Raw genomic sequence first — 19,005 nt, forward strand, 5'->3', positions numbered from 1 at the left:
GTGCACCAATATAGGATTTTCTATTGCGTTCTATAAATATATCCCTTAATCTAATCCTAGATAAGCTGAACCGTTTCAGTTGTATGTTGCAGAATGAAAATATTTTTTAAAAATGTCGGTTGAAGCACACTTTTGATGTTTGACAGCTAAAATGAGCAGTAGAGTTGGTGTGAGTCAGTTATCCTTAGCAACCGTGTGATTTTGCTCAGATACAAGGTGTAGAATGGCAATCAGGGTAGCAATAAATGGCTTTGGCCGCATTGGTCGAAGTGTTCTAAGAGCGTTGTATGAGTCTGGCCGTCGGGCAGAGATTGTCGTGGTGGCGGTTAATGAACTTGCTGAACCTGAAGGGATTGCGCATTTGCTGAAGTATGATTCCAGCCATGGGCGTTTTGCTTGGGATGTACGACTTAACGGAACACTTTTACAAGTTGGTGATGATAATATTCGTTTATTTCACCAATCTGAGCTGCATGAGTTGCCTTGGAAAGAACTGGGGATTGATGTTGTTTTAGATTGTAGTGGGGTTTATGGTTCACGGGATGACGGCTTATTGCATTTAGCGGCAGGGGCGAAAAAAGTATTATTTTCTCACCCGGGTACTGATGACCTTGATGCAACTATCGTTTATGGTGTTAACCATGAAAGCTTAACCGCTCAAGACAAGATTGTTTCCAATGCTTCTTGCACCACCAACTGTATTATTCCTATTATTAAATTGCTTGATGAGGCATTTTCGATTGAATCGGGAACCGTGACGACGATTCATGCGTCAATGAATGACCAGCCTGTTATCGATGCCTATCATAAAGATTTACGCAGAACTCGTGCAGCGAGTCAGTCTATTATTCCTGTTGATACCAAGTTAGCGGCAGGAATTACGCGAATTTTTCCGAAATTTAAAGACCATTTTGAAGCCATTTCTGTCCGTGTACCGACGACGAATGTGACAGCGATTGATTTGAGTGTTACCGTACATAACGATGTTTGTGTTGATAAAGTCAACCAACTACTGCGAAGCGCGGCACAAGGCCATTTTCGTGGTATAGTGGACTACACTGAATTACCGCTAGTTTCGATGGATTTCAATCATGATCCACACAGTGCTATTATAGACGGTACACAAACGCGAGTTAGTGGTAAGCATTTAATTAAAACCCTAGTTTGGTGTGATAACGAATGGGGGTTTGCTAACCGGATGCTAGATACAACATTAGCGATGGCAGCGACAGGTTTAAACTAATTGGCGACTGACAGACAGCAGGGCATGATAACTTTATTGTTTTGCACAGTCGCTGATGGAAACTTTATAGAGAATCAACGAGAGGATTCACCATGTCTGTAATTAAGATGACCGATTTAGACTTAGCGGGTAAACGCGTATTCATCCGTTCTGACTTAAACGTTCCTGTAAAAGATGGCAAAGTTACTTCTGATGCACGTATTCGTGCTTCATTACCAACAATTGAAGCTGCTCTGAAACAAGGCGCTAAAGTCATGGTCACTTCTCACCTTGGTCGCCCGACCGAAGGCGAGTACAACGAAGAGTTTTCACTGCAACCTGTTGTTGACTATCTGGCTGACAAAATGGATTACCCAGTCCGCTTAGTTAAAGACTACCTTAACGGTGTTGAAATCGAAGCTGGCGAGTTAGTTGTGCTGGAAAACGTTCGCTTTAATAAAGGCGAGAAAAAAGACGATGAAACCCTGTCTAAACAATACGCTGCATTGTGTGATGTTTATGTTATGGACGCATTTGGTACGGCTCACCGCGCACAAGCGTCAACACATGGTGTTGCTAAATTCTCTCCAGTTGCTTGTGCTGGCCCACTACTGAGTGGTGAGTTAGAAGCATTAGGTAAAGCATTAGATAACCCAGCTCGTCCAATGGTTGCGATTGTTGGTGGTTCTAAAGTGTCAACGAAACTGACTGTATTAGATTCCCTATCTAAAATCGCAGACCAGCTGATTGTTGGTGGCGGTATTGCAAATACCTTTATCGCAGCGGAAGGCAATAATGTTGGTCGCTCATTATATGAAGCGGATTTAATCCCTGAAGCGAAAAAATTACTGGCAAACTGCCAAATTCCAGTACCAACGGATGTTCGCGTTGCAACCGAGTTCTCTGAAACTGCACCAGCAACTCTGAAAGCGAGTACTGAAATTAAAGATGACGAACAAATTCTGGATTTAGGTGATGAATCTGCACAGCGCTTGGCTGAGATCCTGAAAAATGCCAAAACCATTCTTTGGAATGGCCCAGTAGGCGTGTTTGAGTTCCCTAATTTCCGTAAAGGTACCGAGATCGTTGCAAAAGCGATTGCTGATAGCGACGCATTCTCTATCGCTGGTGGTGGTGACACCCTAGCAGCTATCGATTTATTCGATATTGCTGACAAAATTTCATATATCTCTACTGGTGGCGGTGCTTTCCTTGAGTTCGTTGAAGGCAAAAAGCTCCCTGCCGTTGTGATGCTAGAAGAACGTGCTAAAGCGTAATTAATTGTTCATACACAACAGGCAGCGTAGGCTGCCTGTTTACCACAGGACCTTTTCACATGTCTAAAATTTTTGATTTTGTTAAACCGGGTGTTATCACGGGTGATGATGTACAGAAAGTTTTCGCAGTTGCCAAAGAAAATAACTTTGCATTGCCAGCGGTGAACTGTGTTGGTACGGATTCAATTAACGCCGTACTTGAAACGGCCGCGAAAGTGCGTGCGCCAGTTATTGTTCAGTTTTCAAACGGCGGTGCCGCATTTATCGCAGGTAAAGGTTTGAAAGCAGAAGGCCAACAAGCTGCAATTTTAGGTGCAATTTCAGGTGCTTATCATGTGCATCAAATGGCAGAGCACTACGGTGTTCCTGTTATTCTGCATACTGACCACTGTGCGAAAAAATTACTGCCATGGATCGATGGCCTGTTAGATGCAGGTGAAAAACACTACGCGAAAACCGGTAAACCACTGTTCTCTTCTCACATGATTGACTTGTCAGAAGAATCACTGGAAGAAAACATCGAAATCTGTGCTAAATACTTAGCACGTATGGCTAAAATCGATATGACATTGGAAATCGAATTAGGCTGTACAGGTGGTGAAGAAGATGGTGTTGATAACACCGGAATGGACAGTTCTGAGCTGTACACTCAGCCAGAAGACGTTGCATATGCGTATGAAAAACTGAGTGCAGTGAGCCCACGTTTCACTATCGCTGCATCTTTCGGTAACGTTCACGGTGTTTATAAACCAGGTAACGTTCAGTTAACGCCAAAAATTCTGCGTAATTCACAAGACTACGTTTCAGAAAAATATAATCTGCCACACAACAGCTTAGACTTCGTATTCCACGGTGGTTCTGGCTCAAGTGCTGCTGAAATCAAAGAAGCAGTTAGCTACGGTGTTATCAAAATGAACATCGACACTGATACTCAGTGGGCAACTTGGGATGGTATTTTACAGTATTACAAAAAGAACGAAGGCTATCTGCAAGGTCAGTTAGGTAACCCAGAAGGTGCGGATAAACCTAACAAAAAATACTATGACCCACGTGTATGGCTGCGTAAAGCACAAGAGTCAATGGTTGTTCGTTTAGAGCAAGCATTTAAAGAACTGAACTGTGTTGATGTTCTCTAATTAACACGCATTAAGTTTCTTGTGATGAATCCCTCAGTAAGGTGACTTACTGGGGGATTTTTGATCATGTAGATAGCGAAGTTTCACTTAATTGTGAAAGTAGTTTCAAAAATAATGCTTCACTTTGTGTTAGCGGTTTACTGGCCTCAGTGATCGCACATATGCGGTTATGAAAAACAGGGGAATCGTTCATTTCTACCAGTGAGTGGCGAAAATTAATATGAGAGGCATAGTTCTCGGGCAGAATTCCGACATAGTGACCTGAAGCGATAAAGGTAGCAACGGCCTCAAGGCCAGCGGCTTCAGGGCCTCGACTAAATTCACCCGATGCTAAAATACTTTCAGTGAATGGATGTGGCCGGTAAACCAATGCTAGATTATGCTTGTTGCTGGCGGTATTGGCAGAAACATAAAGCTTATGGTTTTCTATAAATAAGAATTGATAATTATAACGGTTATTTTCGTGATACTGCCCCCGAATACCAATTTGAATTGTTCTGTCGCTAAGTGCTTTATTTAATTGATTATGGTTGAGTATGCTTAGCTCTAATTTGACATTAGGTGCTTCTTGGGTAAATTGAGTGATTGTTGCTGATAGATGGCATAGTGGATCCGTTAAAATATGTTCAATAACACCAATAACTAATGTGCCAGATAAAACCCCATGGCGTTCATCAACTTCAGTTTTGATATTATCTAATGCTTTCAAAGCGGTTTTGGCTTTTTCGATAACAAATAAACCTGATTCAGTTAGCTTAAAGCCTGAAGGCCCTCTTTCACATAATTGGACACCGAGTTTTTCTTCAATTTCACGAATATGGCGGCTTATTGACGCTTTTGACATATTTAATTTTTTTTCTGCAATGGTAAAGCCACCGACTTCTGCAACAGAAGTAAAAACACGTAATGATTTTAAGTCTTTTTCCGTTAATTTTTTATTATGCATATTTATACCTATTACGTGAAATGAATCACTAAATGCTAATCTAGCTTAATTTTTGTTGGGATACAAACGACACAAATAATGTTGTTTTATTTTAATTATTAAAATTATTTTTGTTTTCTATAAAAGGTTTCATTTTATGAAACCATAGGATCAAAAATATCACTTTTATTCCTATCAGATACGTATATCTTAAAGTTGTAGTTGTTAATAGATTATTACCAAAGTGGCGCCACAAAATAATAATTAATCCAAATATATATAAATACAAAAGGATTCTAATTTATGGTCACAGATGAATTGTTAACAATAAAATTAGATATGATTACATTTACAGCATTAGGGGCTTTATTATTAATCGCTAGCAATGTAATTATAAAAAAATTCCCATTTTTTATGAAGTATTCAATTCCTAGCCCTGTTATCGGCGGGTTTATGTTTTCTATTGTAATGTGGTTAGCTTATCAATTTAATATTGTAGAACTTAATTTTGATAACACATTATATGACTTATCGATGTATGTATTCTTCGTCACAATTGGTTTAATGACAGGTGTTAAACTATTAGTGAGTGGTGGAAAAATATTACTGATTTATATGGTAATTTGCTGGGGATTGGCATTTATGCAAAATGGCGTCAGCATTGGTTTATCATATGTTTTAGATATTGAGCCATTAGTTGCCATGATGGCAGGCCAAGCCTCGATGCAGGGTGGTCATGGTATGGCGGCATCTTTAGCACCACTGATTGAATCCTTTGGTCATGACCAAGCACTGAATGTTGGGTTAGCGGCTTCAACGTTTGGTTTGATTGCAGGGTCAATTCTAGGGGGGCCAGTTGGGAACTGGTTGATCCAAAGAAATAAATTAAAAATTGAAACTGACCATGTTGATTTAGAAAATTTAGCAGAAAGTAACAGCAAAGAAGATAAAATTACAGCCCAACAATGTATTATTACAGGAGCGGTTATTTTAAGCATACTCGCTATCGGAATGCCGACAGCGAAATGGATAAGCACAGCAACAGGCTTTACCATTCCCGGCCATATTTTTAGTTTATTTGTTGGTGTTGTATTTCATTCAATTAATGAAAGAAAACCGATAATTAAAATATCTCGTAATACAGTGGTGTTAATTTCTACTCTATCACTAGAAATGTTTTTAGTGATGGCAATGATGAAATTAAAACTTTGGGAATTATATGAGTTAGCATTACCACTAACGATTATATTAATATCTCAGGTTATTACAACAATATTAGTTTCTATATTTGTTGTTTATCGCGCATTAGGTAAAAACTATGATGCTGCTGTTATGTCCGCTGGTTTTATTGGACATGGTTTAGGTGCAACACCAAATGGCTTAGTGGTTATGGACGCTATTTGTAATAAATATGGTTTATTCTCACGAAAGGCATTCATTATTATTCCAATCGCCGGAACGGTATTAACGGATATTGTTGGTGTTCCTCTATTTGTATTCCTAGCTAACACATTTGGTGGCTAAGAAATAAAAAATAAAAGAAATAAAACTAAATCTAAGAAGGAATAGTTTGTATGAAAAAATTAACGACACCCCCAAATGTTGGGCATAAAACATTTTTATATTCAGAATTAGTGACTGAATTGACCGACATTGAAGCGGATATTGCCATACTAGGGATGCCATTTAGTTCTGCTTATAGTGCTCACGCATTTACCAATGACCAATCTCGAGCTCCACAATATTTACGTGATATGAGTGACCGAATTGTTAGGCATCCAGATCATTATGATTTTGATATTGATGGGCCACTATTACAAGGCCGAAAAGATATTAAATTTGTTGACTGTGGTGATGTTATTCCTGATTTATCAAAGCCTTTGGGGGAACATCATCAACGTGCGGCTGAGGCGGTTCGGCAATTACTAAGAGCTAAAGCACTTCCTATTGTTTTAGGGGGCGATCATGGCATCACAACACCTATTTTGCAGGGATTTGATGAAATAGGACCGATTACACTTGTGCATATTGACGCGCATTTAGATTGGCGTGAAGAGGTTAATGGTGTCGATACTGGCCTTTCAAGCCCGATCCGCCGCGCTTCAGAAATGAAACATATCGGTGAAATTTTCCAAATTGGTTTACGTGCGCAAGGTAGTGGGCGCCCAGCGGATTACCAAGCGGCTAAAGACCATGGGGCGCATGTTATTCCAGCCTACGAACTGCATGAGGTTGGGATGCAAGCCATTTTAGACCGGATCCCTGATAATTCGAACTACTATATTAGTATTGATGCAGATGGGATTGACCCAAGTATCATGCCTGGAGTTGATGGCCCAGCTCCTGGTGGGGTGACCTATTTGCAAGCTCGGAGCCTAATTCACGGTTTAGTGAAGAAGGGTCGCGTTGTTGGTATGGATATTGTGGAAATTACCCCAGCCAAAGATATTCCATCTAAGCTAACGGGGGTGACTGCTGGGCGCTTCGTGGTGAATCTTATTGGGGCATCTATCCGAGCGGGTTATTTTGATAAGTAATCGTCAATAAAAAACAGCAGTCTTCAAATGGAGGCTGTTGTTTTTCAGTAGGCTTCAAATTTTTTAGTAGAGAGTTATATTGGGGTTCCTTGATGAAACCGCAGCTGCCATTGGTTTTCTGAATTTTTTAGCCAAATAGATGAACGATGGGTGGGTTTGATTTTTTTACCATAGTGTAATTCAAAACTGGTATAGGTCATTAACACGGTATTATCGCTCAAGAATGAGCAGTGATAATTTTCTGAATAAATAGATGTTTCCATTTCATTTGCTAATGACAAAAGCGTATCTCGCTTATCACTGGTTCCTCCAGAACGAGCAAATTCAAAAAAATCTGCATGCAAAATCTCACGAAGAAAATGGCTATTCTGTCGGTTAGTACTGTTATGTAATTTTTTTTCTAATTCAATCAGTTTATGTATCACTCGCGTTCCTCCAATTTTTGTGCCAGTTTCTCGGCTAGCTGAGTAACAATATCCGAAGTATTTGCGTGGAAATGCATGGCAATTTCCATTTCTTGAGCGGCTGGGAAACCTTCTTCTTCTGTTAAAATTCGATGTTGAGGTAGTTTTGCTCGCAAAGGTAATAAGCTGACCCCTAACCCGTCAGCGATAGCACTTTGAATGCCCGCGAGGCTAGAACAAGTATAAGTTATGTGCCAAGGGCGCTGTTCATTGTCTAATAACTTAAACATATCATTACGATATAGACCATTTTCAGGAAAAACTACCAAGGGTACGGAATCATTATTGAAGTGTTTATATTGGTTGCTAATTAGCCAACATAATGGTTCAGGCCAATGGTAATCGCTTTTAAATTCGCCTTTTTTCTGTTTCACAATAATTAAATCTAACTCACCATGTTGGTAGCGCTGATGAAGCTGGCGGCTTAGGCCACTCGTGACTTCTAGCCGTATATTGGGATTAGCTTGCATAAATGCAGCAAGTGTTGGGGTAACTTGGCCAGAAGCGAGATCTTCTGGAAAACCGAGCCGAATAGTTTGAATTACCGCATTGCCAGTGATTTTCATAAAGAAGGTATCATTAAGTACTAAGATATTTTTTGCATAACTCAACAAAACCTCACCAGTTTCGGTTAAGGTAAGTATACGGTGTCCCCGGATGAATAAAGGCTGGCCGACTAAAGTTTCTAGCCGTTGAATCTGCTGGCTCAATGTTGATTGCGTTGAATTTAAATGCTGTGAAGCCACGGTGAAATTCCCTGTTTCAGCAACAGTGACAAAGGTTTTCAACAAAACAAGATTGAGCAATGGATTCATTTTATAAATACCTATCATTTAGTTATTTAATTTTTAAATAGCATACTTTTTCAGTAGATTAAAGAGTCATCGGGGAGATTAATCATGAAAACATTCTTTTTACGTGGGAAATGGTTGGTTCACTTAGCTAGCATTCTTATAGTTTCATTGGTATTTATGGTGAAAGGTATGGCGAATTCACAACTTGATTCTTTGGTGTCATTGGCTGAACAAGGTAATCTACAAGCTGTTAAATCCTTGGTTGAGCAAGGCGCGAATATTGAACAACGCGATTTACGCCAACGTACTGCGTTGATGGCGGCAACCCATGAAAACCGTGTGGATGTGGCGCGCTATTTAATTGAGCGCGGTGCAGATGTGAATGCGAAGGATAACATGCAAGATTCACCGTACCTTTATTCAGGGGCGCGTGGGCTGCAAGATATTTTATTATTAACCCTGAAAAATGGGGCTGATTTAAAAAGTACTAACCGCTACGGGGGAACTGCGTTGATCCCTGCGGCAGAACGCGGACACGTAACGACGGTCAAAACCTTGATTGATGCAGGGGTTGATGTGAATCACGTTAATCGGTTGGGTTGGACTGCACTGATTGAGGCGATTATTTTGGGTGATGGTAGCGATAAGTACGCACAAATTGTCACTGAATTAATTAAAGGCGGCGCAGATGTCAATTTAGCGGATGGCTCGGGGATATCACCGTTGACGTTGGCAAAAAGCAAAGGTTACCGTAATTTGATTGAAATTCTTGAGAATTCGGGAGCGAAATAATGTCGGATACGCAATTTTTGCAACAAGCTATCAACTTAGCAATGGAAAACGTGCAAGCTAGCGGACGACCTTTTGGCGCAATTGTTGTCTGTGATGGGCAAGTCGTTGCAAGTGGCGTCAACCAGATGCTTGAGCTCAATGACCCAACTGCCCATGCAGAGCTGATGGCGCTGCGTCAGGCAGGGCAAAAATTAAGCCGCGTGAAATTAGATGACTGTGTGGTTTATGCGAGTGGACAGCCTTGTCCCATGTGCCTTGCTGCCATGCGAATGGCGGGTATCTCTCGGGTCGTTTACGCCTATTCAAACGATGATGCCGCACCTTTTGGGCTTTCTACGGATGCCATTGCAAAAGCGCTGAGAGTCGCGCCTGAACAACAATCAGGTTTACGGTTTGAGCAATTAAAGCCCAACGGTGAAATGCGCAGCACCCTGTACCAACAGTGGTGGGAACGGCAATCTAAATGAGTAAAACAGCACCATCTTCGTTGGCGTTGATACTGACCATTGTCTTAGTCGGGTTGAATTTACGGCCCTTTATGACGGGCCCAGGGCCTGTTATCGACAATATCATTCAAACGACAGGGATGAGTTATCAAAGCATTTCGCTTTTAACCTTGTTACCCATGTTGTTGATGGGGGTTGGGGCATTGGTTGTACCGATGTTAAACCAACGTATAGGCGAGCGTGCAGGGATCAGTACTGCAATGCTATTACTGCTAGTCGGTTCACTCGCTCGTTACTTTGTTGTTGATGGTGCGGCTTTATTATTAACGGCTTTTTTATGTGGTGTGGGGGCGGCTTATATTCAGTCGGTATTTCCTGGGCTCATTAAAGCGAATTTCCCCCAAAAAATGGCGATGATGACAGGGTTGTATTCCGCCACGTTAATGGCGGGGGGAGCAATTGGCGCACAGCTCACCCCTTTAGTTGAGGAAATGACAGGCCATTGGCAGAGTGCCTTAGCGTGGCTTGCCTTCCCAGCTTTGCTGGCGTTGTTGGCTATTTGGGCGAATGTACATACAGAGCGGAGTTCAAAAGTAGAATCAGTTTCAGTATTGGTGTTCTTACGAAAGCCGAGAGCATGGTTATTGATGGCAGGTTTTGGGCTGATTAATGCGGGTTATGGTACCGTAGTGACTTGGTTGGCACCTTTTTTCCAAGAGCAGGGAATGAGTGCTGCACAAAGTGGCACGTTTGTTGCCATATTAACGGTGTTTCAGGCGTTATCTGCGCTAATGATCCCTGTATTTGCTTCGCATAATATTGATCGTCGCTTTTGGTTGATAGTCACGCTCAGTTGCCAAGCACTTGGTTTTTCTGGGCTGATGCTGTTTGCCAGCGATGTGCCACTTTTGTGGGTGGCGCTATTAGGCATGGGGTTAGGCGGCTGCTTTGCACTCAGTATTATTACGGCTTTAGATCACCTTCCTCATCCCGTTAGCGCAGGCGCATTAACGTCGTTGATGCAGGCTGGTGGCTTTATTATTGCTGCATTTGGGCCATTAGTGGCGGCTTGGTTACATCAAGTCAGCCAGAGTTTTACATGGGTATGGGCAATGCATGTGGTCTTTGTATTAGTAACATTGATTCTTTATTTGCGTTTGAACCCTAAAAGCTATAGTCAAATCTTCAATTTAAGATAATTAATCTCCTCTTTTTTATTGCGAATGATAATTATTGTTATCTTGGTGTTTTTTTGCCACTATAACTGTTTATTTATTCGTCTAGGTAAGAGCCCTATGCAGCAGCGTATTGAAGATAAATTCACACAAGCACATTCAGCCCGTGAAGAACAATCTGTTGGTGAATTTATCCGGATCCGCCGCGGTGAGTTTCTGATTAACCGTGATTTAGGTATTGAAGAAGAACAAGCCGCTGGGCTCAAAATTGTGGCTATCCATCAAGGAGCAATGGGTTGCCGTAGTAGCGCGGGACAAAATGTTGAAGTCAATTCACCTTCTTTGATTTTATCGAGCAGCTCGCAAAATTATCTATTGAATAATCAATTTTATGGCCAGCAAACCATGAAATACACCATGATAGATATTTCTCCTGAATGGTTGGAAATGCAACAATTAAGTTTACCAGATACTTGTTATCATCCTCGTTCCCCAAAGCTATTACAGTTGGTTATTCCACCGAGTGTACTGGCGATCACTCATCAGTTATTTGCTTGCCCAACTCATTCGTCATTACGCCAACTCTATTTAAGCGCTAAAGTGTCTGAAATTACGGCACTGTGCTTACATCATTCGCTATCTCATACAAATACGCCTGTTATGAGCGTATTGCGCCAGAGAGATATTGATATCTTGCATATGGCAAAAACTATATTGATTCAGGAAATGGAATCCCCACCCAGTTTAGATGAATTGGCTAAACGGTTAGGGGTCAATACCCGTAAACTCACGCAAGGCTTTCGCCAATTATTTGGCAATAGTATTTATGGCTGGTTGCAGGAGACCCGTTTGGAAACAGCTTTCCAGCTATTGAGTATGAATGATGCAAATATCTCAACAGTGGCTTACCAAGTCGGCTATACCCCCGCTCATTTCTCCGTTGCATTTCGCAAACGTTTTGGCATTTCACCTAATCAACTCAAAAAATAACAGTGTGTAGCCGGATAACGATAGACAAATTCCGGCGGTCGAAAGTATCCCATTACATTAATTGTTAAATTGATAACAATTATCATTTAACTTTTTTAGGGTGGGAAATGCTGTCCGTTTATAACATTAAGTCACGCGGAAAATTCCGCTTAACACCTTGTGCCCTTTTGTGTGCAACAGTGAGTTGCTCTGCGATGGTGAATGCAGCACCTATGCAACCGAAACAGGATGTTATACAAGTGACCGCATCTTCAGAGATTGATGATGACTATGTTGCACCGGGGGTGACAACACTCGGAAAAATTGCACTCAAACCACGGGAAGTGGCGCAATCTGTTAGCGTGATTGATAGAGAGCAAATTGAAAAACAAAACCTACAAACGCTTGATGATGTCATGCAACGTGCAACAGGGGTAACCAGTGCGCCCTATGTGAAGTTAACAACGGCTTATTATGTGCGCGGCTTCCAGATTGATTCATTTGAAATTGATGGTGTGCCAGCTCTATTAGGTAACATGGCCAGTTCTCCTCAAGATATGGCGGTATATGAGCGGGTTGAAATTCTTCGCGGGTCGAACGGCCTTTTACATGGTATGGGAAACCCCGCCGCAACCGTCAATATGGTAAGAAAACATGCGCCAAAAGAAAATATGGCCAAGTTGAGCTTAAGTGCGGGAAGTTGGGATCGTTATCGTGGAGAAGTGGACGTTGGGGGCCTACTGAATCAATCAGGTTCAGTGCGTGGGCGGTTTGTCATGGCATGGGAAGATAAAGACTATTTTTATGATATCTCTGACCAACAAACACGGTTGATGTACGGTACTGTTGACATCGATGTTACCCCAGATACTTTACTGCGTATGGGGGCACAATTCCAAACAATTGATTCTGTTACCAATATGGCAGGTGTTCCTTTCGGTAAAGATGGCAGTGATTTACATTTACCACGTAAAACCTATTTAGATGTGGATTGGGACCGCTTCAAGTGGGATACCTCCCGTTCATTTGCGGGTATTGAACATAAAATCAATGATGATTGGCAATATAAGCTTAACGCAGAGTATCAACATGTAAATGCCCGATTATTGTACGCAGGAGCATGGGGAAATATCGACCCTGTAACCGGTGATGGTGCAATGTTAATGGGGGGAGCGTATAAATTCCGTAACGAACAAACCAGCTTAGATACCAGTGTAAACGGTAAGGTAGACGCATGGGGGTTAACCCATGATGTAGTTGTCGGTGCAAGTTACTCACATGCCAGTGAAAAGCAATATAGCGCAGATTTAGACCCCGCCTTAAATGTACCAGTGAACGTGTATCGTTGGGACCCTCACAGTGTACCAAAACCTAATGTTGGCGCTTATAGCTCCGCAGGGCCAACCAAAACGACGCAAAAGGGTCTATACGGGATGGGACGTATCAAAGTGATCGAACCTGTTACTGTTATTGCGGGGGTGCGTGATAGCTGGTGGGATGTCAAAACACCAACAGCAAACTTCACCGAAAATGGCCGCCTTACTCCCTACGGTGGTGTGATTTGGGATTTTACGCCGCAATGGTCATGGTATAGCAGCTATTCAACAGTCTATCAGCCACAAACAGGAAAAACGTGGAGCGGAAAAATGCTCAAGCCTGTTGAAGGGCAAACGCTTGAAACGGGTGTCAAAGGCGCGCTATTCAATGGCGGATTAAACCTATCAGGTGCTATTTACCAAATTGATATTAAAAATAACCCACAAATTGACCCTGCACACCCAACAGGGGGCTTTAATAACTATTTCATTAGTGGTGGTAAAGTTCGTAGCCAAGGTTTTGAGCTTGAAGGTATTGGTTATCTGACCCCATTTTGGGATGTATCGGTGGGTTATACCTATACGGATACGAAATACCGTGATGACAGTCAGCATCAAGGGGAGTCTTATAACACTTTAACCCCTCGTCATATGCTACGCGTGTGGTCTAACTATGACCTACCTTGGAATGAGCGCAAATGGAGCTTGGGCGGTGGTATGCAAGCGCAAAGCGCCTACAGCACTAGCAATGGTAATGTAACCTTGCGTCAAGGTGGGTATGCCATTTTTAATGCCCGCTTAGGTTACCAAATCGATGAGACATGGACGGCAGCGGTTAATGTTAATAACTTGTTCGACCGTCGTTATTACTCAGGACTCTTCTCTCCACAATGGAATAACCGCTATGGTGATCCACGTAATGTAATGTTTACATTGAAGGCTGATTTTTAATGAAATTAGTCAGTTGCCTAGCAGTTATTGGCACGTTGTTCGGTGGGATCGTGCTATCGATGTTGATAGCACGTTTTTATCCATCAGCAGATCCGCTCGAACGCGTATATGGTGCAATATTTCTAAGCGTTATCATCACGATGGGATTATTAGTTTATAACTTCAGTGCACTAAATTGGCGAAAATTATTAGTACGTAGCTATAGCTGGTGGCTATTGCCGCTTTTTTTAATGATGGCGGGGTGGGTATGAAGCATAAACAGCCTCTCACTCGTCGTTTAGACCAATTACATCGCAGTGCTGGGGCGCTATTTGGCGTTTTTCTGTTTGTGATCCTATTCACAGGGTGTTGGAGCTTAGGTAGTGATGCATTGCGGTTATGGTGGAACAATGTGCCACTTTCAGGTGAGTTATTACCACTCGAACAGCTTCTTGCGTTGCAACCAAGTGCAACCATGATCCAGCTGCCTGAGCAGCATAATCCTGAGATCACTTTTTGCCAAGGTATGGGAAGATGTGAATTAAGCTATAGCGCGATTAACGGTGAATTGGTTGCCTTAAACAGCCCGACAATGTGGCTAGTAACATTACATAAAAACTTATTTATGGATTTTCCTGGGCGAGTTTTTATCAGTTTATTTGGTTTTGCATTCGCCGTTTTGTTAATCACAGGGCTAGTGATACAACGCCGCAGAATATCCACAATGGTGCGCTTGCCGCGTGTGACACACTTGAGAGTGTTTCTCCATGATTTACATAGCTGGCTTGGCCTATGGTGTTATCCGTGGCTGGTTTTATTTGCGTTTACCGGAGCATTATCAGGCCTAGGGGCGCTAGGAACGGTTTCCCTTGGTGAAAGGGCTGCACCGGATAATCCACAAATTATCATGAAAACCTTGATGGGCGAGTTTAAACCACTGAAAACACCGGTTCCCGCGGCTGAAAGCTCGATTACTGCGGCAATCAGCGCATTACAGCAAACAGTCCCTAGCTTTATCCCTCAAATCTTGTTCAAGCAAGGTGATACGTGGGTGATTGGCGGTGTGCGTAATGGACAGTTATCTACCTCTAACTTTGAACAATATCAATTTGATAGTAAAAAGCGCCAGTTAGTTGCAGTGCGGAATTCTGCACAGCAAGGTATTTGGACACGTGCTTTTATCGCCATCCAACCTTTGCATTATGGGCAATATCAATGGTTACCTAAAATAAGTAATACATTGAGTTATCTGCATTTTATCGTAGGGGTGAGTGGGCTGATATTGGTTTCTGTCGGCCTCGCCATATGGTGTTGGAAAAGAAATTATAGCCTAGCGGCAAGGTTCATTGTGGGCAGTTGTGGTGGATTGCTGTTGTCCGCATGCGCACTATTAGCGCTAATACCATGGTTCACTGCTTTGCTACCAATGCACTTTTTTATGGGCTGGGGGATAGCCTGTATAGCGAGTTTACTCTGCAAAAATGCACAGTTGAGCTTGCAGGCATGCCTTTTATTCTCCGCTGTTTTGTTGCTATTCGCATTTATAGCCTCCTATCTGTTTAGTTCGTTGCCTTTTTCTCGTATCAATCTCGTTTTGTTATGTGGCGGAATAGGGCTTTTATGTATTTTATTCGGTTGTCGAAAATTGTCAGGCACAGCAAAACGTGCGCGGAGTGAGTATGAAAGATCTATTACAAAATAAACAGTTAGTGGTGACTTTGGGGTTACTTTATCTTGCGCAAGGGATACCGATGGGGATAGCAATGGATGCATTGCCTACTTTTTTACGCCATGATGGAGGCGAACTGAAAGCATTAGCTTTTTTGCCATTAGTCGGTTTGCCATGGGTAGTGAAATTTTTATGGGCTTCGTTTGTTGATAACCATTGGGGGAACCGTTTAGGTCGCCGTAAAAGTTGGATTATTCCAATGCAAATTATTGTCACGATAACGATGTTCGCACTAAGCACCATCGGGTTATCGGTTGAGAATGCTTTACCCTGCATTGTATTGTTGTTTGCCGCTTCCCTTGCCAGTGCTACCCAAGATATTGCAACAGATGGTATGGCTGCGGAGCAGGTCAGTGGCACAATGTTATCAAAGATCAATGCGGTACAGATAGCAGGGGTGATGGCGGGCTTTTTTATTGGTGGCGCAGGGTTGATGATCATGAGTGAAAGTTTAGGCCAACACCTTGCTTTGGGGGTTTTAGCCTGCGTGCCGTTACTCAGTTTATTGTTTATTAGTGTCTGTCCATTAAAAACGCCATCAATAACACAGGAAATGAACGAAAAAGCGAGCCTATTAAAAACGGTAAAACGTCGTGGTGCTCCGCGTTTATTGTTATTAACTTTGCTTTCTGCGGTGACGGCTGTTTCCGGTTTTGGTTTAGCCAAACTATTCCTAAATGATGCGGGTTGGTCATTAGCGCAAATTGGTAAAATGGGCATGGCAGGGGGGATGGTCACATTAGTACTAGGCTGTGGTGGTGGGGCGTGGTTAATCGGTAAAATCGGTGTGTGGCGCGCTTTCTCATTTGGTCTGTTATTTGCTTTGTTATCTTCATTGTTATGGCTGTTGCAATCGGCTAATGGTGTTTCTATTTCTTTAGTTGCACTGTGTATTACATTTGGTTCGTTATCTGCGGGGATTACATCAGTCGCGATAATGACGGCCGGGATGCAATTTGCATCGCGCTATCAGCAAGCAGGTACTGATATGACAGCAGTACAAAGTACCCGTGATATTGGTGAATTAGCCAGTTCAATGATGCTTGTAGGTTTAACCGCAGCGGTAGGCTATTCCGGTGGGTTTATATTAGGGGCGTTAATTGCCTTTATTGCGCTGTTAGTGACATTTTCGCACTACCGCTATATGCAGCGATTAGAAACAGAGCGAGTTTAAGATAAATAGATCCGGTGCTATTTTTTACGTTTCTTATTTTGTTTTTTGACTTCTTTATTCGCTTTCTTTGCAATGGAATTGAAGTAGATATCTAAATAGTGTCGGTTGCTTAAAAATGAAATTAAGCAACTGGCAACGATCACCAACCAGACAAGTTGCAACTTAATTGAATTTTCAATACTAAAAAGCAGTAACAGTGGGATCATGACCATCATGCTAATGAAAACGGAACAAAATAAAGCACCTGCAATGTAGAGCGAGTACTTTTTTAACCCGAATATATTGAGGATGATAAGGACGGCAACCGTTAAAAGTAGTGTACCGAATGTCGCAAACATAATGATAAGCCCTGCCTCTTGCTCAATGAGCCAATCGGTGAAACCAAACCAAGAGAAAGGGATACTTATCATTATAAACACTCCTGTTTGCCATATACTCGTCATACTTCAAGTTGCAAGGGTGTTGACTACACTCAGCTAGCCGAATCACATACTTGTGTATGCTCATCGGCCTATCTTCCTTTGTCGCCTACCTGCAACTCGAATTATTTAGAGTAGAGTAGGGGGATATCTTTAAAACGAAATAATCTGGCAAAAATCAGATTGGGGAAAACATGAATATCTGTATTGTAGAGTGTGACGGTTTGGTTGAAAAATTCACGTCGGTCTGCAATTTGGTCTTCAATATGTTTTACTTGGGTTTGTAATTCCCTTAGGACTGCTTTACTAATTAGTGTTGGGTAGTTTTCTGCAACCGCGAGCAGTGGCTTTATTTTCGCTGTCAGTTGATTCGCAATATCGACTTTGGTTTCGATCGCGCTGCTGGATAAATAGCGCTGGCGGCTGGCAATCAATTCACTAAACAGCTGCTTTTCATGTGCCATCGCTTTATCTGCAACGTGAGTTAATACCGGCACTAATTCAATTTGCTTCTTTAGCAATACATCAATATTAGCAAACGCTTTATGGCAATTGTTTTTTAAAAATACAATATTATTATAAATATTAATAAGATAGCGTATAAAAATATAGCTAATAACCGCAATGATGATGAAAAAAATAAGCTTTTCCATGTTAGTCATTACCATCAAATAATGCGATCTGGTCGAAATGCATATTTAGCTGCCCGTTTTGATAATCCATTGGCGTAACTAAAATCACACCAATCAGAAAAAGTGCAATCATGGCGGTAATAGCTAAATTTCGACGTAATGGACCTGTTTTGTTCCAACGAACGACATAGTCCGAGGGGGAGACGCCTAATAGCATATGAGGTGCTTTACGTATAATAACCGATTCGCCTTTTTCGTTAGCGTCTGCTGTACCAATTAATAAATAACTGCGGTTTGCTTCAAGTAAATACTCTGTGTAACGGCGATTACCGCTTTCAACATCCATATGCGGCTCTAAGCCCGGGTAAACGAAATAATCAGGGTCACATTCTACCTTAACAGAGCCCGTATCATCCGTTAGGGTAAAGCTGTGCATGTTGCACTTACTACTTTGTAAGGTATAGCTTTTTTTACCGTCTTTATCTTTTGATATGGAATATTCAAAATAAAAGGAGCCATAGCAGGTTTTATTACCTAGCTGGCTTTTAATGGACGTGCCCGCCGTGATTTTCCCTTCAACTTCCACAAGTCCCATCGCCATTGAGCGTATTTTAGAGGTGGCTAGGTTTTTCTGAAATTTTAAGAAGCGCTTGGTTGGTGTATTTTCAATTGCTTTAAATACGAAGGCTAAGACAAATGCGATAAAAAATACGCGTATGTCGATAAAGAACCCAGCAAATAGGCAAGTGGCGATCAGCATTCCCACAAGGACTCTAAGAAACGCACTAAACTTTGATGAGCCTTCATTTTGTAAGCGCTGATAACGTTGGTAGGCTACTTTGCTAGAATTGACGACACTACGAGTAATAAAAAAGGTGATGACCAGTACAACGACATAATAAATGATACTGACATAATCACGGGTAGAAGGTGAGAGTGAGTACCACATACCACAAGCAACACCGACGAAAGGAATGATCCCCCAGTTTACTTTTTTATTTACCGAGAATTTATTATCAATAAATAAAATTAAGGCACCAATGGCGGCTCCGAGTAAAAAATACATAT

The 19,005-nt window shown here is 41.8% G+C and carries 19 protein-coding genes; 13 read left to right on the forward strand and 6 right to left on the reverse strand.

Features of this window, described 5'->3' with window-relative positions; genetic code table 11:
- Window positions 1-223: 223 nt before the first annotated feature.
- From epd to fbaA, 3 genes are all read left to right on the forward strand, one after another.
- The gene (gene epd / locus ACU696_RS05955; RefSeq protein WP_004914418.1) at window positions 224-1,243 is read left to right on the forward strand and encodes an erythrose-4-phosphate dehydrogenase; all 1,020 of its coding nucleotides are present in this window, start codon (window positions 224-226) and stop codon (window positions 1,241-1,243) included.
- 92 nt (window positions 1,244-1,335) lie between these two features.
- The gene (gene pgk, locus ACU696_RS05960; protein ID WP_004914415.1) at window positions 1,336-2,499 is read left to right on the forward strand and encodes a phosphoglycerate kinase; all 1,164 of its coding nucleotides are present in this window, start codon (window positions 1,336-1,338) and stop codon (window positions 2,497-2,499) included.
- Window positions 2,500-2,558: 59 nt separating this feature from the next.
- A complete protein-coding gene (gene fbaA / locus ACU696_RS05965; protein WP_109911909.1) occupies window positions 2,559-3,635 on the forward strand; it encodes a class II fructose-bisphosphate aldolase in 1,077 nt (358 codons plus the stop codon).
- A gap of 64 nt (window positions 3,636-3,699) precedes the next feature.
- Here fbaA and ACU696_RS05970 read toward each other — a convergent pair whose 3' ends face one another.
- Entirely contained in the window at window positions 3,700-4,581 is an 882-nt protein-coding gene (locus ACU696_RS05970; protein WP_117162845.1) for a LysR family transcriptional regulator, read from the reverse strand.
- Between the two features lie 282 nt (window positions 4,582-4,863).
- Here ACU696_RS05970 and ACU696_RS05975 point away from each other — a divergent pair, with 282 nt between their 5' ends.
- The gene (locus ACU696_RS05975; RefSeq protein ID WP_109911911.1) at window positions 4,864-6,084 is read left to right on the forward strand and encodes a sodium/glutamate symporter; all 1,221 of its coding nucleotides are present in this window, start codon (window positions 4,864-4,866) and stop codon (window positions 6,082-6,084) included.
- Between the two features lie 50 nt (window positions 6,085-6,134).
- Entirely contained in the window at window positions 6,135-7,097 is a 963-nt protein-coding gene (locus ACU696_RS05980; protein ID WP_109911912.1) for an agmatinase, read from the forward strand.
- 74 nt (window positions 7,098-7,171) lie between these two features.
- Here the strand turns inward: ACU696_RS05980 and ACU696_RS05985 are convergent, their stop codons facing one another.
- Both ACU696_RS05985 and ACU696_RS05990 read right to left on the reverse strand, forming a co-directional pair.
- Window positions 7,172-7,522 (reverse strand): nuclear transport factor 2 family protein, encoded by a 351-nt coding sequence (locus ACU696_RS05985; protein ID WP_109911913.1) that lies wholly within the window; start codon window positions 7,520-7,522, stop codon window positions 7,172-7,174.
- The gene (locus ACU696_RS05990) at window positions 7,519-8,376 is read right to left on the reverse strand and encodes a LysR substrate-binding domain-containing protein (protein ID WP_164528454.1); all 858 of its coding nucleotides are present in this window, start codon (window positions 8,374-8,376) and stop codon (window positions 7,519-7,521) included. The genes ACU696_RS05985 and ACU696_RS05990 overlap by 4 nt, the downstream gene beginning before the upstream one ends.
- Window positions 8,377-8,460: 84 nt before the next feature.
- On the opposite strand from ACU696_RS05990, the gene ACU696_RS05995 reads away from it, so the two are divergent.
- The 8 genes from ACU696_RS05995 (at window position 8,461) to ACU696_RS06030 (ending at window position 16,886) form a co-directional block, all read left to right on the forward strand.
- Entirely contained in the window at window positions 8,461-9,147 is a 687-nt protein-coding gene (locus tag ACU696_RS05995; RefSeq protein ID WP_109911915.1) for an ankyrin repeat domain-containing protein, read from the forward strand.
- Window positions 9,147-9,614, forward strand: coding sequence for a nucleoside deaminase (locus ACU696_RS06000; RefSeq protein WP_209102233.1), 468 nt, complete (start codon window positions 9,147-9,149; stop codon window positions 9,612-9,614). Before ACU696_RS05995 ends, ACU696_RS06000 begins: the two co-directional genes overlap by 1 nt.
- Entirely contained in the window at window positions 9,611-10,792 is a 1,182-nt protein-coding gene (locus ACU696_RS06005; RefSeq protein ID WP_123382483.1) for a cyanate transporter, read from the forward strand. Before ACU696_RS06000 ends, ACU696_RS06005 begins: the two co-directional genes overlap by 4 nt.
- 96 nt (window positions 10,793-10,888) lie before the next feature.
- A complete protein-coding gene (locus ACU696_RS06010) occupies window positions 10,889-11,758 on the forward strand; it encodes a helix-turn-helix transcriptional regulator (protein WP_004914388.1) in 870 nt (289 codons plus the stop codon).
- A gap of 107 nt (window positions 11,759-11,865) precedes the next feature.
- A complete protein-coding gene (locus tag ACU696_RS06015) occupies window positions 11,866-14,004 on the forward strand; it encodes a TonB-dependent siderophore receptor (RefSeq protein ID WP_209102231.1) in 2,139 nt (712 codons plus the stop codon).
- On the forward strand, window positions 14,004-14,255 hold the full coding sequence (locus tag ACU696_RS06020) for a hypothetical protein (protein ID WP_109911920.1): 252 nt from the start codon (window positions 14,004-14,006) through the stop codon (window positions 14,253-14,255). The genes ACU696_RS06015 and ACU696_RS06020 overlap by 1 nt, the downstream gene beginning before the upstream one ends.
- Entirely contained in the window at window positions 14,252-15,685 is a 1,434-nt protein-coding gene (locus tag ACU696_RS06025; RefSeq protein ID WP_209102229.1) for a PepSY-associated TM helix domain-containing protein, read from the forward strand. The genes ACU696_RS06020 and ACU696_RS06025 overlap by 4 nt, the downstream gene beginning before the upstream one ends.
- On the forward strand, window positions 15,663-16,886 hold the full coding sequence (locus tag ACU696_RS06030) for a RhtX/FptX family siderophore transporter (protein ID WP_004914377.1): 1,224 nt from the start codon (window positions 15,663-15,665) through the stop codon (window positions 16,884-16,886). Before ACU696_RS06025 ends, ACU696_RS06030 begins: the two co-directional genes overlap by 23 nt.
- Window positions 16,887-16,903: 17 nt before the next feature.
- Here the strand turns inward: ACU696_RS06030 and ACU696_RS06035 are convergent, their stop codons facing one another.
- From ACU696_RS06035 to ACU696_RS06045, 3 genes are all read right to left on the reverse strand, one after another.
- On the reverse strand, window positions 16,904-17,296 hold the full coding sequence (locus ACU696_RS06035) for a hypothetical protein (protein ID WP_109911923.1): 393 nt from the start codon (window positions 17,294-17,296) through the stop codon (window positions 16,904-16,906).
- 134 nt (window positions 17,297-17,430) lie between these two features.
- A complete protein-coding gene (locus ACU696_RS06040; RefSeq protein WP_110732251.1) occupies window positions 17,431-17,958 on the reverse strand; it encodes a LemA family protein in 528 nt (175 codons plus the stop codon).
- Window position 17,959: 1 nt separating this feature from the next.
- Entirely contained in the window at window positions 17,960-19,003 is a 1,044-nt protein-coding gene (locus ACU696_RS06045) for a hypothetical protein (protein WP_181937081.1), read from the reverse strand.
- Window positions 19,004-19,005: the final 2 nt, after the last annotated feature.

It is taken from the genome of Providencia sp. PROV_01, assembly GCF_053098325.1.

Bases quoted from the DNA above. Each gene is read 5' to 3' on its own strand.
- ACU696_RS05970 (WP_117162845.1), bottom strand. From the start codon at position 4,581: ATGCATAATAAAAAATTAACGGAAAAAGACTTAAAATCATTACGTGTT.
- epd (WP_004914418.1), top strand. From the start codon at position 224: ATGGCAATCAGGGTAGCAATAAATGGCTTTGGCCGCATTGGTCGAAGT.
- ACU696_RS05975 (WP_109911911.1), top strand. From the start codon at position 4,864: ATGGTCACAGATGAATTGTTAACAATAAAATTAGATATGATTACATTT.
- ACU696_RS06040 (WP_110732251.1), bottom strand. From the start codon at position 17,958: ATGGAAAAGCTTATTTTTTTCATCATCATTGCGGTTATTAGCTATATT.
- ACU696_RS06025 (WP_209102229.1), top strand. From the start codon at position 14,252: ATGAAGCATAAACAGCCTCTCACTCGTCGTTTAGACCAATTACATCGC.
- ACU696_RS05980 (WP_109911912.1), top strand. From the start codon at position 6,135: ATGAAAAAATTAACGACACCCCCAAATGTTGGGCATAAAACATTTTTA.
- ACU696_RS06035 (WP_109911923.1), bottom strand. From the start codon at position 17,296: ATGATAAGTATCCCTTTCTCTTGGTTTGGTTTCACCGATTGGCTCATT.
- ACU696_RS06010 (WP_004914388.1), top strand. From the start codon at position 10,889: ATGCAGCAGCGTATTGAAGATAAATTCACACAAGCACATTCAGCCCGT.
- ACU696_RS05995 (WP_109911915.1), top strand. From the start codon at position 8,461: ATGAAAACATTCTTTTTACGTGGGAAATGGTTGGTTCACTTAGCTAGC.
- ACU696_RS06030 (WP_004914377.1), top strand. From the start codon at position 15,663: ATGAAAGATCTATTACAAAATAAACAGTTAGTGGTGACTTTGGGGTTA.
- ACU696_RS06045 (WP_181937081.1), bottom strand. From the start codon at position 19,003: ATGTATTTTTTACTCGGAGCCGCCATTGGTGCCTTAATTTTATTTATT.
- ACU696_RS06000 (WP_209102233.1), top strand. From the start codon at position 9,147: ATGTCGGATACGCAATTTTTGCAACAAGCTATCAACTTAGCAATGGAA.
- ACU696_RS06015 (WP_209102231.1), top strand. From the start codon at position 11,866: ATGCTGTCCGTTTATAACATTAAGTCACGCGGAAAATTCCGCTTAACA.
- ACU696_RS06005 (WP_123382483.1), top strand. From the start codon at position 9,611: ATGAGTAAAACAGCACCATCTTCGTTGGCGTTGATACTGACCATTGTC.
- fbaA (WP_109911909.1), top strand. From the start codon at position 2,559: ATGTCTAAAATTTTTGATTTTGTTAAACCGGGTGTTATCACGGGTGAT.
- ACU696_RS06020 (WP_109911920.1), top strand. From the start codon at position 14,004: ATGAAATTAGTCAGTTGCCTAGCAGTTATTGGCACGTTGTTCGGTGGG.
- pgk (WP_004914415.1), top strand. From the start codon at position 1,336: ATGTCTGTAATTAAGATGACCGATTTAGACTTAGCGGGTAAACGCGTA.
- ACU696_RS05990 (WP_164528454.1), bottom strand. From the start codon at position 8,376: ATGAATCCATTGCTCAATCTTGTTTTGTTGAAAACCTTTGTCACTGTT.